General features: G+C 66.5%; 15 protein-coding genes. 9 read left to right on the forward strand and 6 right to left on the reverse strand.

Going from position 1 to position 14203, the window contains the following annotated elements; all coding sequences use genetic code 11:
• Positions 1–104: 104 nt before the first annotated feature.
• Entirely contained in the window at positions 105–566 is a 462-nt protein-coding gene (locus ASE61_RS09095; RefSeq protein WP_061966598.1) for an Lrp/AsnC family transcriptional regulator, read from the reverse strand.
• Positions 567–694: 128 nt separating this feature from the next.
• On the opposite strand from ASE61_RS09095, the gene ASE61_RS09100 reads away from it, so the two are divergent.
• Both ASE61_RS09100 and ASE61_RS09105 read left to right on the forward strand, forming a co-directional pair.
• Positions 695–1852 (forward strand): trans-sulfuration enzyme family protein, encoded by a 1158-nt coding sequence (locus ASE61_RS09100; protein WP_061966584.1) that lies wholly within the window; start codon positions 695–697, stop codon positions 1850–1852.
• Positions 1853–1863: 11 nt separating this feature from the next.
• Positions 1864–2772: a DMT family transporter gene (locus ASE61_RS09105; RefSeq protein WP_082617323.1), complete on the forward strand. Its 909-nt coding sequence runs from the start codon at positions 1864–1866 to the stop codon at positions 2770–2772.
• Positions 2773–2821: 49 nt separating this feature from the next.
• On the opposite strand, the gene ASE61_RS09110 is transcribed toward ASE61_RS09105, so the two are convergent.
• A complete protein-coding gene (locus ASE61_RS09110; RefSeq protein WP_061966585.1) occupies positions 2822–3775 on the reverse strand; it encodes a carbohydrate kinase family protein in 954 nt (317 codons plus the stop codon).
• 242 nt (positions 3776–4017) lie between these two features.
• On the opposite strand from ASE61_RS09110, the gene ASE61_RS09115 reads away from it, so the two are divergent.
• From ASE61_RS09115 to ASE61_RS09140, 6 genes are all read left to right on the forward strand, one after another.
• The gene (locus ASE61_RS09115; RefSeq protein WP_061966586.1) at positions 4018–5190 is read left to right on the forward strand and encodes an ABC transporter substrate-binding protein; all 1173 of its coding nucleotides are present in this window, start codon (positions 4018–4020) and stop codon (positions 5188–5190) included.
• Between the two features lie 118 nt (positions 5191–5308).
• Positions 5309–6235, forward strand: coding sequence for a branched-chain amino acid ABC transporter permease (locus tag ASE61_RS09120; RefSeq protein WP_061966587.1), 927 nt, complete (start codon positions 5309–5311; stop codon positions 6233–6235).
• 2 nt (positions 6236–6237) lie between these two features.
• Entirely contained in the window at positions 6238–7233 is a 996-nt protein-coding gene (locus ASE61_RS09125; protein WP_061966588.1) for a branched-chain amino acid ABC transporter permease, read from the forward strand.
• The gene (locus ASE61_RS09130) at positions 7226–7975 is read left to right on the forward strand and encodes an ABC transporter ATP-binding protein (RefSeq protein ID WP_061966589.1); all 750 of its coding nucleotides are present in this window, start codon (positions 7226–7228) and stop codon (positions 7973–7975) included. The genes ASE61_RS09125 and ASE61_RS09130 overlap by 8 nt, the downstream gene beginning before the upstream one ends.
• A gap of 2 nt (positions 7976–7977) precedes the next feature.
• Positions 7978–8676, forward strand: a complete 699-nt coding sequence (locus ASE61_RS09135; protein ID WP_061966590.1) for an ABC transporter ATP-binding protein — start codon at positions 7978–7980, stop codon at positions 8674–8676.
• 58 nt (positions 8677–8734) lie between these two features.
• The gene (locus ASE61_RS09140) at positions 8735–9193 is read left to right on the forward strand and encodes a cupin domain-containing protein (RefSeq protein WP_061966591.1); all 459 of its coding nucleotides are present in this window, start codon (positions 8735–8737) and stop codon (positions 9191–9193) included.
• 149 nt (positions 9194–9342) lie between these two features.
• Here ASE61_RS09140 and ASE61_RS09145 read toward each other — a convergent pair whose 3' ends face one another.
• A complete protein-coding gene (locus ASE61_RS09145) occupies positions 9343–10590 on the reverse strand; it encodes a flavin-dependent oxidoreductase (protein ID WP_061966592.1) in 1248 nt (415 codons plus the stop codon).
• Positions 10591–10786: 196 nt separating this feature from the next.
• Between ASE61_RS09145 and ASE61_RS09150 the strand changes: the two genes are divergently transcribed.
• Complete coding sequence (locus ASE61_RS09150) at positions 10787–12259, forward strand: protein adenylyltransferase SelO (RefSeq protein ID WP_061966593.1); 1473 nt, start codon at positions 10787–10789, stop codon at positions 12257–12259.
• Positions 12260–12384: 125 nt separating this feature from the next.
• Here ASE61_RS09150 and ASE61_RS09155 read toward each other — a convergent pair whose 3' ends face one another.
• From ASE61_RS09155 to ASE61_RS09165, 3 genes are read right to left on the reverse strand one after another with little or no spacing between them, the layout of a single operon-like run.
• Positions 12385–13038, reverse strand: coding sequence for a glutathione S-transferase family protein (locus tag ASE61_RS09155; protein WP_061966594.1), 654 nt, complete (start codon positions 13036–13038; stop codon positions 12385–12387).
• Entirely contained in the window at positions 13035–13508 is a 474-nt protein-coding gene (locus ASE61_RS09160) for an SRPBCC family protein (protein ID WP_061966595.1), read from the reverse strand. Before ASE61_RS09160 ends, ASE61_RS09155 begins: the two co-directional genes overlap by 4 nt.
• Positions 13505–13930 carry a metalloregulator ArsR/SmtB family transcription factor gene (locus ASE61_RS09165; RefSeq protein WP_320409862.1) on the reverse strand — a complete coding sequence of 142 codons (426 nt, stop codon included), beginning with the start codon at positions 13928–13930 and terminating at the stop codon, positions 13505–13507. Before ASE61_RS09165 ends, ASE61_RS09160 begins: the two co-directional genes overlap by 4 nt.
• Positions 13931–14203 lie beyond the last annotated feature (273 nt).

Genomic DNA, 14203 nt, shown 5'->3' on the forward strand with positions numbered 1-14203 from the left:
GGGAGGAGAAGGCCGAGAGCAGCTCTTCCTGCCGCTCACCGTGCGCTATGGCCTAGCCGATAGCCACAGCCGAGGCGCGCGTCCACATCGCCCAGTGCAGGGCGCTATAGCGCGCCCCGCCCGACGACTTCGCGCATCGCGATATAGCTGTGGTATTCCGCGACATTGGGATCGTCATGGAAGACCTCGCGCGTGAAAGCCGCGTAGGCAGCCATGCTCTCGACCTGCAGGTGCAGCACGAAATCGGCGTCGCCCGTCACATAGGAGGCGTGCTTCACCTCGGGCCGTGCCTGGAGCTTGCGGGCGAAATCGCCATAGGTCCGCGAGCCCTGGATGATCGAGACAGTGACATGCACCGTCACCGGCACGCCCATGATCTCCGGGCTGACGATCGAGACATCCGCGGTGATGACCTTTTCCGCCCGCAGGCGCCTCAAGCGCCGCAGGACCGCGCTCTGGGACAAGCCCACACGCTCGGCCAGCACGCGCGCCGGCGTCTGATTATCGGCCTGCATCTCTTTCAGGAGGGCGTAATCGAACGAGTCGAGATGGACTGTTTTGGCCATCGAAACCTTCATGATCGGCGAAATTCGCTATCGGATAGCAAAAATAGGCGACTATCGCCAAGCGCCTGACGGCATGATCTGATCCATATGCCGACCCTATCGGCGGCGACGAAACCGGAAAACGGATCATGACTGCGACGAAGTGGACCAAGAGAAGCCTTGCCGCGCAGGCCATGGGCAAGATCGACCCGACCACCAAGGGCGTCGTGCCGCCGATCCATGTCTCGACGACCTATATCCGCGACGAGGACAATGGCTATTCGACCGGCTTCATCTATGGCCGGCCGGATAACGAGACGGTGCATGAAGCGCAGGCCGTGCTCGCCATGCTGGAGGAGGCCAAGGCCGGCGCGCTGCTGTTCGGCTCGGGCATGGCGGCGGCGACCGCCGTGTTCCAGGCGCTCTCGCCCGGCGACCATGTCGTCGCCTCCAAGGTGATGTACTGGGCGCTGCGCGCCTGGCTGCTCAACGAGGCGACACGCTGGGGCATCAAGGTCGATTTCGTCGAGACCGACGACCTCGCCGCGCTGAAGGCCGCGGTGAAGCCGGGCGCCACCAAGCTCGTCTGGATCGAGACGCCGTCGAACCCGCTCTGGACCATCACGGACATCGCCGGCGCGGCTGAGATCGCCCATGCGGCCGGTGCCAAGCTCGCCGTCGACTCGACCTGCGCCTCGCCGGTCCACACCCGCCCGCTGACGCTCGGCGCCGATATCGTCATGCATGCGGCGACCAAGGTGCTGAACGGCCATTCCGACGTCGTGGCCGGTGCGCTCTGCGCCCGCGAGGACGACGAGTTCTGGAATCGGGTCAAGACGGTCCGCAAGGGTCAGGGCGGCATTCTCGGCCCGTTCGAGGCCTATCTGCTGATGCGCGGCATGCGCACGCTCCATGTCCGGCAGGAGCGCCAGGCCGCGTCCGCGATGGCGCTGGCGCAGCGTCTCTCGGCCCATCCGCTAGTCGCGCGCGTACTCTATCCCGGCCTGCCACAGCATCCCGGCCACGACATCGCGGCGCGGCAGATGGAGAACGGCTTCGGCTTCATGCTCTCGGTGCAGGTCACCGGCGGCGAGGCGGCGGCAATCGGCACAGCGGCCCATGTCGAACTGTACAAGCGGGCGACCTCGCTCGGCGGCGTCGAAAGCCTGATCGAGCACCGCGCCTCGATCGAGGGCGCTGGCTCGCCCTGCCCGACCGACCTCCTGCGCCTCTCGACCGGCATCGAGGATGTCGATGACCTCTATGCCGATCTCGACCAGGCGCTGAAGGCTGGGCACCGCTCGTAAGGCGCCGTGCCATGACCATGACAGGCTCCGCCTCCGCGCCGGCCAGCCAGACGGTCGGCAAAGCCCTGCTGCTCGTGACGGCCTTCGGCTGGGGCCTCAACTGGACCGTGCTGAAATTCGTCCTGCAGGACTGGCCGCCGCTGTTCGCGCGAGGCACAGCCGGTCTGCTGGGGGCGCTCTGCCTCGTGCTGCTGGCAATGGCTCGCGGCGACAGCCTTGCCGTACCAAAGGGCGCCCGGGCGCCTCTCCTGGTCGCGGCGTCGATCAACGTCTTCGCCTGGATGGGCTTCACCGCGCTCGCCCTGAACTGGCTCAAGGTCTCGGAAGGCGCACTGATCGCCTATTCGATGCCGATCTGGGCGATGATGCTCGCCTGGCCCTTGCTCGGAGCGCGTCCGACGCGGCGCAGCCTGGTGGCGCTGGGCCTGAGCATCACCGGCATGGTCGTTCTGATGGGCGGGCCTGAATTTTCGCCGGCCAAGCTGCCCGGCGTGCTGTTCGCCTTTGCGGCGGCGGTGCTGTTCGCACTCGGCACGGTCAAGGCGCGGAAACCCCTCGCCATGCCTGGCCCGGCTGTCGCCGCCTGGCAGGTCGGCCTCGGCTGCCTGCCGATGGTGATCCTGGGGCTTACGCTGGAGCAGCCGCAGATCACGTCGCTTTCCACGCAGGGAGCGCTGGGGCTGGTCTACATGGCCGTCGGCCCGATGGCGCTCTGCTACCTCACCTGGTTCGGCGCGCTCAAGCGGCTGCCAACCGCGGTCGCCGCGACCAGCATGCTGATCGTGCCGGTGGTGGGAACGCTGACCGCCGTCCCCCTGCTCGGCGAAACGCTCGGCGCGCGGGAACTGATCGCGATCGTGCTGACCATCGGCGGCGTCGCCCTGGCGCTACGGCGCGAGCCGGCACGGCGCGAAGCCTGAATCTGATAAAACTGCGCCGCCCTTGCGAGCGCGGCGAAGCCGGCCTTTCCTAGCGCGACCGAATCCCCATGGCCTCGACTTCCGCGGCAGTCGGGAGGTCAGCGCCGCGACGCGTGACCGTGATCGCCGCAGCCGCGGCGGCATAGGCGAGGAGACCGGCCAGGGCCTCGCGGTCGAGCGCCGCGATCGCCTCGGGGCTGAGCCGGCCGGTCTGCGCAAGCCGCGCGAGCAGCGCGGCGTGGAAGGTATCGCCCGCACCGACGGTGTCCTGCACGGCAACCTCGTGGCCCGGCACGGAAACCTGCCCGGCCGCGGAGTAGGCCGTGGCGCCCTGCTCGCCCTGCGTGACGACAACGAGCCGTGCGCCGAGGCCGAGCCAATAGGCAGCAGCCTCGGCCATGCCGAGCTGCCCGTCCCAGGCGATGCGGATATCCTCGTCGCTCGCCTTGATCACCGTCGCCGTCCGATAGAAGCGCTCTGCCGCCCGATGCCAGCCGGACATGTCGCCGATCACGGTCGGGCGCAGGTTGGGGTCGACGCTGATGACGCGCCGGCCGCGTTCCCGCTCGGCCAACGCCGCAAAGGCCGATCCGACCGGCTCGACCGCCATCGTGTAGGAGCCGAAGGTCAGCGCCTGGACCGCGTCCGGCAGCGCCTGCGGCAGGTCGGCAGGGGTGAGCGAGCGGTCGGCCGCCCCTTCGCCATGGAAGGAATAGCTGGGATGGCCGTCCTTGCCGGTCGCCACGACCGAAATGGTGGTGAGCCGCTCGGTCCGGACCAGATGGCGGTTATCGACGCCTTCCCGCGCGAGAAGATCGGCAAGCAGGGTGCCGAAGCCGTCGCGCGAGACACCGCCGAGAAAGGAAGCCTCGATACCGAGCCGGGCCAGGCCGATCGCGACATTGAAGGGCGAGCCGCCTGCCACGATCCGCGCCGGCATCTCGCTGCCCTCGCTCGCACCGGCGAACAGGTCGACCAGCGCTTCCCCACAGACCAGGATCATGGCAACCGACTTTCGATATCCGTCATGGCGCGTCATTGAACAGCACACCACGAATTCCGGGAAGCCGCGCCGGCGCTGCGGGCGGCTGGCGTGCAAAGCCGCACCATCCGCCTTGGAGACCTCGCGAAATTTCCGTAAACTGCGACTTGCAGATATTTTAAGCTTGAAACATTATGGCCTGCGCGCGCCAAAGAAACCCAAGGGAACGGGGCCGCGCTTCAACTTCGTCCGGGAGGACATCGATGACGACACTCAGGTTCGGTCTGGCACTTGGTTGCGGCGCGCTGGCGCTATCCATCGCTTCGGCCCAAGCGCAGGAGCCGATCAAGATCGGCGTGGTCAGCGTGCTGACCGGTCCGGCCGCCTCGCTCGGCCAGCAGGTCCGCGACGGCTTCCAGCTCGCAGTCGACAAGAATGGCGGCAAGCTCGGCGGCGTGCCGGTCAAGATCACCGTGATCGACGACGAGCTGAAGCCCGATGTCGCGGTCGAGCGCGTGCGCTCGTTCGTCGAGAGCGAGAAGCCGGCCTTCGTCGTCGGCCCGGTCTTCTCCAACATCCTCGGCGCGATCGCCAAGCCGGTGCTCGATTCCGGCGCCTTCCTGATCAGCCCGAATGCCGGCCCCTCGACCATGGCCGGCAAGGCCTGCAACAAGAACTTCTTCGTCACCTCCTACCAGAACGATCAGGTGCACGAGGTCCTCGGCAAATACGCGCAGGACCAGAACTACAAGAAGGCATACATCATCGCGCCGAACTATCAGGCCGGTAAGGACTCGCTCGCCGGCTTCAAGCGCTACTTCAAGGGCGAGATCGTCGACGAGGTCTATGCGCCGCTGAACGCCATGGATTTCTCGGCCGACCTCGCCAAGATCGCTTCATCCAAGCCCGATGTCGTCTTCGCCTTCCTGCCCGGCGGGCTCGGCGTCAACTTCGTCAAGCAGTGGTCGCAGGCCGGCCTGCAGGGCAAGATCCCGTTCCTCTCCGCCTTCACGGTCGATGAATCGACCCTGCCGGCGCAGCAGGACGCCGCGGTCGGCCTCTATGGCGGCATGACCTGGGCGCCCAATATGGACAACCCGCAGACGAAGGATTTCGTCAAAGCCTATGAGGCGGCCTACAAGATCGTGCCCGGCTCCTATGCCCAGCAGTCCTACGACGCGGCCATGCTGATCGACTCCGCCGTGAAAGCGGCGGGCGGTACCGGCAATGCCGACAAGCTGCGCGACGCCATCAAGAAGGCCGACTTCACCTCGCTGCGCGGCAAGTTCAAGTTCAACACCAACGGCTACCCGATCCAGGACTTCTACCTCGTCAAGGTCGCCAAGCGCGCCGACGGCAAGTTCCAGACCGAAATCGCGCAGAAGGTGTTTTCGGACTACGCCGATCCGCACGCCAAGGATTGCGCGCTGAAGTGACGCGAAGCGTCATCCTCGGGCGAAGCGAAGCTTCGACCCGGGGATCTCTTCGTCACGAGATGCTCGGGTCAAACCCGAGCATGACGTCCTGTGACCGGCCCTGACCTAGGACCGCGCAATGACCCTCAGCCTCCTGATCGTCCAGCTCCTGAATGGACTCCAGTTCGGCGTCCTGCTGTTCCTGGTCGCGGCCGGGCTGACGCTGGTCTTCGGTGTCATGGACTTCATCAACCTGGCCCATGGCGTCCAGTACATGCTGGGCGCCTATCTCGCCGTCACCTTCGTCAGCCTGACCGGCTCCTTCCTGCTGGGCCTCATACTCGCGCTTGCGGCCGCGCTCCTGCTGGGGCTCGCCCTCGAATTCCTGGTCTTCCGGCATCTCTATGAGCGCGACCATCTCGACCAGGTGCTCGCCACCTTCGGACTGATCCTGCTGCTCAACCAGGCGGTGAAGATGATCTGGGGCGCCGCGCCGCTTTCGGTGCCGGTGCCGGAATTCCTCTCCGGCAATGTCCGATTGATGGACGGCATTCTCTACCCCGTCTACCGCTTCGCGCTGATCGGGGCCGGCCTCGGTGTCGGCGCGCTGCTCTGGTTCGTGGTCGAGAAGACCCGCACCGGCATGCTGCTCAGGGCCGGCGCGTCGAACGCGCCGATGGTCTCGGCGCTCGGCGTCGACATCCGCAAGCTGTTCATGATCGTCTTCGCCTTCGGCACCATGCTCGCCGGCTTCGCCGGGGCGATGGCGGCGCCGATCCTCTCGGTCGAGCCCGGCATGGGCGATACCGTCCTGATCCTCGCCTTCGTCGTCATCGTCGTCGGCGGCATCGGCTCGATCCGCGGCGCCTTCGTGGGCGCGCTGATCGTCGGCCTCGTCGACACGCTCGGCCGCTCGTCCATGAACGACCTGCTCCGGCTGTTCATGGCGCCGGCCTCGGCGCGCGCGACCGGCGCAGCGCTCTCCTCGATGCTGATCTATCTCGTCATGGCGGCGGTTCTGTTCGTCCGGCCCGAAGGCCTGCTCCCGGCCAAGGGGCGCTCGTGAGCATGGCGAGCACGCCCGCGGATTCCGCCGTTGCGGCAGCGCGACCGCCGACGCCGATGGCGCGCCGGCTCGCGCCGCTCGTCATCTTCGCCCTGCTCGCCCTCTTGCCGCTTGCTTCCCTGCTCGGCCTGCCCGGGCACTGGCTGACGCTGGTGACGCGGGCGATGATCTTCGCGATCGCGGCGCTGTCGCTCGACCTCGTCCTCGGCATCGGCGGGCTGATCTCCTTCGGCCACGCCGCCTTCGTCGGCATCGGCGCCTATGGTGCGGGCATCCTGATCACCGAAGGCCAGACCGAGCTTCTCGTGGCGCTGCCGGTCATCCTGCTCGCCTGCGCCGTCTTCGCGACGGTCACCGGCTATGTCTCGCTGCGCACGCGCGGCGTCGCCTTCATCATGATCACCCTGGCCTTCGGCCAGATGGCCTTCTATTTTGCGCAGGCGCTCTCAGCCTATGGCGGCGATGACGGCCTGACCCTCTACGAGAAGAGCACGCTGCTCGGGCACGAGATCTTCGGCAACCGCACCGGCTTCTATTACATCGCGCTCGGCACGCTGGCCTTCTGCTACGGACTGGCGCGGCGGCTCGTCGCCTCGCGCTTCGGCCGGGTGCTGCGGGCGGCGCGTGAAAATGCCGTGCGCGTCACCATCACCGGCTACGACGTCAACCATGTCCGGCTCGGCGCCTATGTGATCAGCGGCATGATGGCGGGGCTCGCCGGCTTCCTGCTCGCCAACCAGACCGATTTCGTCAGCCCCGCCTATATGTCCTGGCCGCGCTCGGGGGAGCTGATCTTCATGGTCGTGCTCGGCGGCGTCGGCTCGCTCTATGGTGCGATCCTCGGCGCGCTTGCCTTCCTCGTCACCGAGGACGTGCTCTCGTCGCTGACGCATAACTGGAAGATCATCTTCGGGCCGTTGATCGTGCTCTTCGTGCTGTTCACCCATGGCGGCATCGCCGGCCTTGTCGCGAAGCTCAGGGGGCGCCGCGATGGCTGAGCCGGCACTGGCCCTGAAAGGGCTCGCCAAATCGTTCGGCGCGCTCAAGGTCACCAACGGGGTCGACCTCACCATCGCGCCGGGCGAGTTGCACGCGCTGATCGGCCCCAATGGCGCCGGCAAGACCACGCTGGTCCACCAGATTTCCGGGACGCTGAAGCCGGATGCCGGCGCGATCCTGTTTGGCGGGCAGGACATCACCCGCCTGTCGCCGCAGGCGCGGGCACGGGCGGGGCTCGCGCGCACCTTCCAGATCACCTCGACCATCCCCTCGCTCTCGGCGCTGGAGAATGTCGCACTCGGTGTGCAGGCGCACAGCGCCCATCCGCTCTCGCTCTTCCGCGACGCGGCCAGCGACGAGGCGCTCAATGGCCCCGCCTGGGAAGCGCTCGAAGCGGTCGGGCTGGCGGAGCGAGCGCATGCCCCGGCCGGGAGCCTCTCGCATGGCGAAAAGCGCGCGCTGGAGATCGCGATGGCGCTGACGCTGCAGCCCAAGCTCATCCTGCTCGACGAACCGCTCGCCGGCGTCGGCCATGAGGAAGGCGAGCGCCTGATCGCGCTGCTGAACAGCCTCAAGGGTCGCTTCGCCATGCTGCTGGTCGAGCACGACATGAGCGCCGTCTTCGCGCTGGCCGACCGCGTCACCGTGCTGGTCTATGGTGGCGTCATCGCCTCAGGCGCGCCCGCCGCCGTCCGGGCCGACCCGGCCGTGCGGCAGGCCTATCTCGGCGAGGAGGGCTAGCGATGCTCAGCGTCGAAGGGCTCGATGCCGGCTATGGCGAGGCGCAGATCCTGTTCGGGGTCGATCTCACTGTGGGCGAAGGCGAGGTCGTGACCCTGCTCGGCCGCAACGGCATGGGCAAGACCACGACGGTGCGCACGATCATGGGGCTGCTTCCGGCAAAAGCGGGGAAGATCGCCTTCGGCGGTCGCGACCTGACCGGCGCCGCGCCCTTCCGCATCGCGCAGGCCGGGATCGGGCTGGTGCCGGAAGGCCGCCAGATCTTCCCGACGCTCTCGGTCGAGGAGAACCTGATCGCGACCGCGGCCGATCGCTCCGGCAAGAAGCGCTGGGACCTCGAACGGATCTACGCCTTCTTCCCGCGTCTCAGGGAACGGCGGGGGAACCGCGGCAACCAGCTTTCCGGCGGCGAGCAGCAGATGCTGGCGATCGGCCGGGCGCTGATGACCAATCCGAAGCTGATCATCCTCGACGAGGCGACCGAGGGGCTTGCCCCCCTGATCCGCGAGGAAATCTGGAACTGCCTGACAGCCCTGAAGGCGGAGGGCGAGTCGATCCTCGTCATCGACAAGAATGTCGATGCTCTCGTTCGGATCGCCGATCGCCATGTCGTGCTGGAGAAGGGCCGCGTCGTCTGGCGCGGCTCCAGCGCCGAACTGCGCAGCGACAGCGCCGTGAAGGACCGCTTCCTGCACTTCTAGCAGATCCTGCCAACAACCCTCCGGCCTGCATGCCGGCAGATGAGGAGAGCCAAGACCCATGAACCCGCTGACAGCCGGCGTGACGCGCGCCAATGAAGGCCTCGAGGGCATCTCCTGGAGCATCCTCGGCCAGACCTATGTGCCGAAGACGCTGACGGAGGAGAGCTTCTCCTGGCACGCGACCCTGCCGCCCGGAACCTTCGTGCCGCCGCATATCCACACGACGCAGGAGGAGTTCATCTACATGCTGGAGGGCCGGCTCGACCTGCTGCTCGACGGCAAGGAGAGCTTCGCCACCGCCGGCGACCTGATCCGCCTGCCGCGCAACATCCCGCACGGCCTGTTCAACAAGAGCGACGCAACGGTGAAGTGCCTGTTCTGGGTCTCGCCGACGGCACGGCTCTACGATCTGTTCTGGGGCCTGCATTCAATGGCCGAGCAGAAGCCGGCCGATGTCGTCGCGCTCGCGGCCAAGCACGAGGTCGACTTCCTCCCGCCCCCGCCCGACGCGGGGTGAGGGCGGGAAGAGCATCGTAAGGAAACACGCCGTCATCCCGGGCTTGACCCGGGATCCATTCCGGAGCGCCTCCGGTAGAGGTTCAGGCATGGTTCCCGGATCTTCGCTTCGCTGCGTCCGGGATGACCCGCCTTGGAAGGCGCGTTCGCCTAACCCTTCTTCCGCGCCAATTGCTCGGCCGAGAAACCGGCCTTGCCGGCATAGCCCTTGACGATCTGTTCGCGTGCGGCGTGGTCGAGGACCTGATCGATATCCTCGAAGCCTTGCGGCGCCAGAGCCTCCACCGCGTCGATCACCCGCTCCGGCCCGCCGACCCGGTTCATCGCCACGACCTCCGCCGTCGCCGGCAGGCGCTCGGCTTCATAGGCCGCAAGCGCCTGGCGCGGATGCTCGGCCTTCGCCAGCCAGTCGGCGAGGCAGCGCGCGTCGAGCACCGCTTGCGAGGCGCCGTTGGAGCCGACCGGGTACATCGGATGTGCCGCATCCCCGAGCAGCGTGACGCGGCCATGGGTCCAGCGCGGCAGCGGGTCGCGGTCGCACATCGGGTACTCCCAGAAGGTCGAGGTCGCCCGGACCATCGCGAGGATATCGACCTCGGGCACGCTGAAGCGCCGCGCGAAGGGCAGCACGTCTTCAAGGCGGCCGGGCTTCGACCAGGCCTCCTTCGGCGGCGGCTTTTCAGGATCGCCTGTGCGGATATTGACGACCCAGTTGGTCAGGCGCGTCTGCGGTGTCGCGCCCTTGCCGATCGGATAGAGCACCAGCTTTCCGGCCATGCCTCCGGCGATGATCATGCTCTCGCCATCGAGGAAGACGGGCCAGTCGCAGGCGCCGCGCCACATCTGCACGCCCTGCCAGCGCGGCGGCCCCTGGTTCGGGAAGTAATGCCCGCGAACGGCGGAATGGATGCCGTCGGCCCCGACCAGGATGTCGCCGCGCGCAGTCTCGCCGGCCTCGCCGAAGCGCGTATCGCCGAAATGGGCGGTGACGCCGCCCTCGTCCTGGATGAAGCCTTGCAGCCGGCGGCCGGTCCGGATCGCATCCTCGCCCAGCCGCTCGACCACCGCATCGCGAATGACGCACTGGAGCCGGCCGCGATGGATCGAGAATTGCGGCACCGGCGCGCCCGCATGCAGGCCGCGCGGCTCGCGCCAGACCGCCTGCCCGAAGCGGTTCATGTAGATCAGCTCGCGCGTGCGGATACCGGCTTCGTCCAGCGCGGGCAGCAGGCCGAGATCGGCGAGCTCGCGGATGGCATGCGGCAAGGTGTTGATCCCGACGCCGACCTCGCGGATCTCGCTGGACTGCTCGTAGACGGTCGCGCCAACGCCGCGGGCATGAAGCATCAAGGCCAGCGTCAATCCGCCGATACCACCGCCGATAATGATGACCCGCATGACGTCGCCCCTCAGCGATCTCGATATTTTAAGTTTGAAATATCCTGGTTTCCGTTGTCAATCGCGCACGGCACGGTGGCAACGGACACACAGGCCGGCGCCCTGGCGCAGACCTCGTCGGGAGCCTCGTTCAAACCGCACCCACCGCAACGATCGCGGTTGTTGCGCGCCAGCCGATCGCCCATATCTACGATGGATGACGGTTCAGTTCGACAACTCCTATGCCCGCCTGCCCGAGCGCTTTTACGCGGCGGTGAATCCGACCGCCGTGGCAGAGCCCCGGCTCATTCGCCTGAACGCGCCGCTGGCGTCCGAACTCGGCCTTGATCCGGACTGGTTGAAAAGCCCTGCGGGCCTCGCGATGCTGGCCGGCAACAGCCTGATCGACGGAGCGCATCCGATCGCGACAGCCTATGCAGGGCACCAGTTCGGCGGTTTCAGCCCACAGCTCGGCGACGGGCGCGCCATCCTGCTCGGAGAGGTCGTGGATCGCCACGGCCGGCGCCGCGACATTCAGCTCAAGGGCGCAGGCCAGACCCCGTTCTCGCGCCGGGGAGACGGCCGCGCCGCGCTGGGGCCGGTGCTGCGCGAGTATATCCTCAGCGAAGCCATGGCCGCCCTGGACGTGCCCACGACCCGGGCGCTCGCGGCGGTCATGACCGGCGAAACCGTGCGGCGGGAGACGCTTCTGCCGGGCGCCATCCTGACCCGCGTCGCCTCCAGCCATATCAGGATCGGCACCTTTCAATATTTCGCGGCGCGCGGCGACATCGAGGCGTTGCGCCTGCTCGCGGACCACGTCATCGCGCGACACTATCCCGATCTGTCGGGCCGCGAGGACCCGTATCTCGCGCTGCTGAAGGCCATCATCGCCGCTCAGGCCGGACTTGTCGCCCGCTGGATGCTGATCGGCTTCATCCATGGCGTGATGAATACGGACAACATGTCGGTGGCCGGCGAAACCATCGATTACGGCCCCTGCGCCTTCATGGATGCCTACGATCCGGCGACCGTCTTCAGCTCGATCGACGAGCAGGGACGCTATGCCTATGCCAACCAGCCTCCGATCGCACGCTGGAACCTGACGCGTCTCGCCGAGGCGCTGCTTCCGCTCCTCGCCGATGACCAGGACAAGGCCGTGGCGCTCGCGCAGGATGCGCTCGACGATTTCGATCGGCAGATTCAAGTGGACATGATCGCCGGCTTCCGCCGAAAGCTCGGTCTCGCCAGCGAAGACCCCGAGGATATCGCGCTCATCCGGTCGCTGCTCGAGACGATGCAGCTTGGGCAGGCGGATTTCACCCTGGTGTTTCGCCGGCTGAGCGAGGATGCCTCCCCGCTGGAGGACGGGCGCGCCTGCCGCGACCTGTTCGGCAACCCGGCTGCCTTCGACGGCTGGGAAGGCCGCTGGCGCGAGCGCCTGTCGAAGGAAGGCAGGCCGGACAAGGTTCGGCAGTATGCGATGTGCCGCGTCAATCCGCTTTTCATCCCCCGCAATCATCGGGTCGAAGCCGTGATCGAGGCCGCTGTCGAGCGGCAGGATTTCGCGCCCTTCGAAGAGCTCCATGCTGTATTGTCCAGGCCCTATGACAGGCAGCCCGGCCGCGAGCACTACGCGCTGCCGCCCGCCGCCCATGAGCGTGTGCTGGCGACGTTCTGCGGGACCTGACTGCGCAGCTGTTTCGGCGAGCGCGCCCTTCGCGGCGATTTCCTGCCGCAGCGGGTCGGCGTCATAGGTTGACGCGGGCGGTAGCGCACCGCGACAAGCTCTGGTGATCATGAAGCTGCGCTTGTCTAATCCCGGTCAGGTGCGCCCAGCGGGAAGTAGTGGCGGAAGCGCCGCGCCTCATCCACCGCTCGGGCGAAGGACGGTCGTCGCAGCAGACGCGCGCGATAGGCGGTCAGGTTCCTGTATTGCTCGGGAATTCGATGCGTCCAGTCAGCATAGAACAGTGCGGGCGCGGCAGCGCAGTCCGCAAGTGTGAAGGTCTCGCCCACTGCCCAGGTGCGCCCCTGCATGCGCTGGTCCAGCCAGGCATAGCTGGTGTCGAGCATCTTGCGCGCGTCCTCGACGCCGTAAGGATCGCGGCTTTCGGCAGGGCGCAGGGCGTCGAATACGAACTTGCCCTGAGGTGTCATGACATAGTTGTCGAAGAAGCGGTCGAGCATCCGCGCCTCGAGGGCGAGATCGGGATCCGCGGGGATCAGCTTCACCGGCCCCGGGTGATGGACCTGGAGGTATTCGATCACTATGGAGGCCTCCAGCACAACGCTCCCGTTCTCGCGCAGGATCGGGAAGCGCTTCATTGGCCACAGCGAGGCGAGCTCCTCGCTAACGCCAGGGTCCTCCAGCATCCGATAGGTGAACGGCACGTCATTCTCGTAGAAGGCGATGAGCGCCTTCTGGCAGTACGACGAGAACGGATGGGCGAAGAGTTCGACGGTCATGCGAAGGTCCTGGCTTCCTGGGCCTCGAGGACCGCGGTGAGATTATCGATATGCCAGGTCGTGCCATGCTCGCGGCTCTTCACCGCCTCTTCGCCACCAGTCAGATATGAGCCCTGCTCGGTGTGGATCAGCCGGGTCCTGTCACCCTCGCCCCTCAATTCGAGCGTCAGAAGCGATACCGACAGCTTATCGCCATTGTGGAACATGTCGTAGACGAGGATGATCCGCTCGTTCTCCACGATATCGTGGTAGGTGGCCTGGAAGTCGGTGACCATGCCGCCGGGCCAGCGAGCGTGGAACCGTTCCTTACCGCCGACGCGGAAGTCGAAGTCCCGGTTCAGGGTTTCGATGGCGGTCGGCGCCTTGAACCAGGCGCTCTTGGCCTCAAGGCTGGAATAGGCGGCGAAGACCCGTGCCGGGGAAGCATTCAGTACCCGCTCTATCGTGAATGTAGCGTTGGTGACGGTCATTGGTCATTCTCCTCGGGGGTGGTCCGGGCCAAATAGGCCTCCAGTTGATCGTATTGCCGTTCCCAGAAGCGCTTGCGCTCGGCGATCCAGCGTTCGATCTGCGTCATCGTTTCGACCTCCAGTGCACAGATGCGCACGCGGCCAATCTTCTCGCTCTTCACCAGCCCGGCCTCTTCCAGCAGCTTCAAGTGCTGGACGACCGCCGACAGGGTCATTGGAAGCGGCTTGGCCAGCTCGCTCACCGAGGCAGGGCCAATGCTCAGGCGCTCGACCATCGCGCGGCGTCCGGGGTCGGACAGGGCCTGAAAGGCAAGGTCGAATGTCCCGGGTCGATACTGTAGCATTTGCTTAAGTGTTGATTCGAACGGAGCAGGAGTCAAATGGAATGTTGAAACGGGTAGCACCGTCTCGGCGCAGGACATGGCCAAAGCCTGTCTCGTCGGTGGCTGGAGAAGGCGTATCGCTTTCTCGCCCTTCGGCAATCGACCACGAAGGTGCCGCTCTTCCGCGATTGGCCGAGCTCGGAATCAGCGAAGTCACGCTTCAAATCCACGAATTCCACGGCGACCTGGCGCGGATTTCGCTGTTTGCTCTGAGAACACGAAAGCCCCGCCGCGATTGCGACGGGGCTTTTGTGTTTGGTTGCGGGGGCCAGATTTGAACTGACGACCTTCAGGTTATGAGCCTGACGAGCT

Source organism: Allobosea sp. Root670, from assembly GCF_001429415.1.
GTDB lineage: Bacteria > Pseudomonadota > Alphaproteobacteria > Rhizobiales > Beijerinckiaceae > Allobosea > Allobosea robiniae.

What these genes read in the sequence shown, in the direction of transcription:
- ASE61_RS09165 (WP_320409862.1), bottom strand. Translation starts at nt 13,930, where the DNA reads ATGTCCTGCGCCGAGACGGTGCTACCCGTTTCAACATTCCATTTGACT.
- ASE61_RS09095 (WP_061966598.1), bottom strand. Translation starts at nt 566, where the DNA reads ATGGCCAAAACAGTCCATCTCGACTCGTTCGATTACGCCCTCCTGAAA.
- ASE61_RS09150 (WP_061966593.1), top strand. Translation starts at nt 10,787, where the DNA reads ATGACGGTTCAGTTCGACAACTCCTATGCCCGCCTGCCCGAGCGCTTT.
- ASE61_RS09120 (WP_061966587.1), top strand. Translation starts at nt 5,309, where the DNA reads ATGACCCTCAGCCTCCTGATCGTCCAGCTCCTGAATGGACTCCAGTTC.
- ASE61_RS09140 (WP_061966591.1), top strand. Translation starts at nt 8,735, where the DNA reads ATGAACCCGCTGACAGCCGGCGTGACGCGCGCCAATGAAGGCCTCGAG.
- ASE61_RS09110 (WP_061966585.1), bottom strand. Translation starts at nt 3,775, where the DNA reads ATGATCCTGGTCTGTGGGGAAGCGCTGGTCGACCTGTTCGCCGGTGCG.
- ASE61_RS09160 (WP_061966595.1), bottom strand. Translation starts at nt 13,508, where the DNA reads ATGACCGTCACCAACGCTACATTCACGATAGAGCGGGTACTGAATGCT.
- ASE61_RS09155 (WP_061966594.1), bottom strand. Translation starts at nt 13,038, where the DNA reads ATGACCGTCGAACTCTTCGCCCATCCGTTCTCGTCGTACTGCCAGAAG.
- ASE61_RS09105 (WP_082617323.1), top strand. Translation starts at nt 1,864, where the DNA reads ATGACCATGACAGGCTCCGCCTCCGCGCCGGCCAGCCAGACGGTCGGC.
- ASE61_RS09115 (WP_061966586.1), top strand. Translation starts at nt 4,018, where the DNA reads ATGACGACACTCAGGTTCGGTCTGGCACTTGGTTGCGGCGCGCTGGCG.
- ASE61_RS09135 (WP_061966590.1), top strand. Translation starts at nt 7,978, where the DNA reads ATGCTCAGCGTCGAAGGGCTCGATGCCGGCTATGGCGAGGCGCAGATC.
- ASE61_RS09125 (WP_061966588.1), top strand. Translation starts at nt 6,238, where the DNA reads ATGGCGAGCACGCCCGCGGATTCCGCCGTTGCGGCAGCGCGACCGCCG.
- ASE61_RS09100 (WP_061966584.1), top strand. Translation starts at nt 695, where the DNA reads ATGACTGCGACGAAGTGGACCAAGAGAAGCCTTGCCGCGCAGGCCATG.
- ASE61_RS09130 (WP_061966589.1), top strand. Translation starts at nt 7,226, where the DNA reads ATGGCTGAGCCGGCACTGGCCCTGAAAGGGCTCGCCAAATCGTTCGGC.
- ASE61_RS09145 (WP_061966592.1), bottom strand. Translation starts at nt 10,590, where the DNA reads ATGCGGGTCATCATTATCGGCGGTGGTATCGGCGGATTGACGCTGGCC.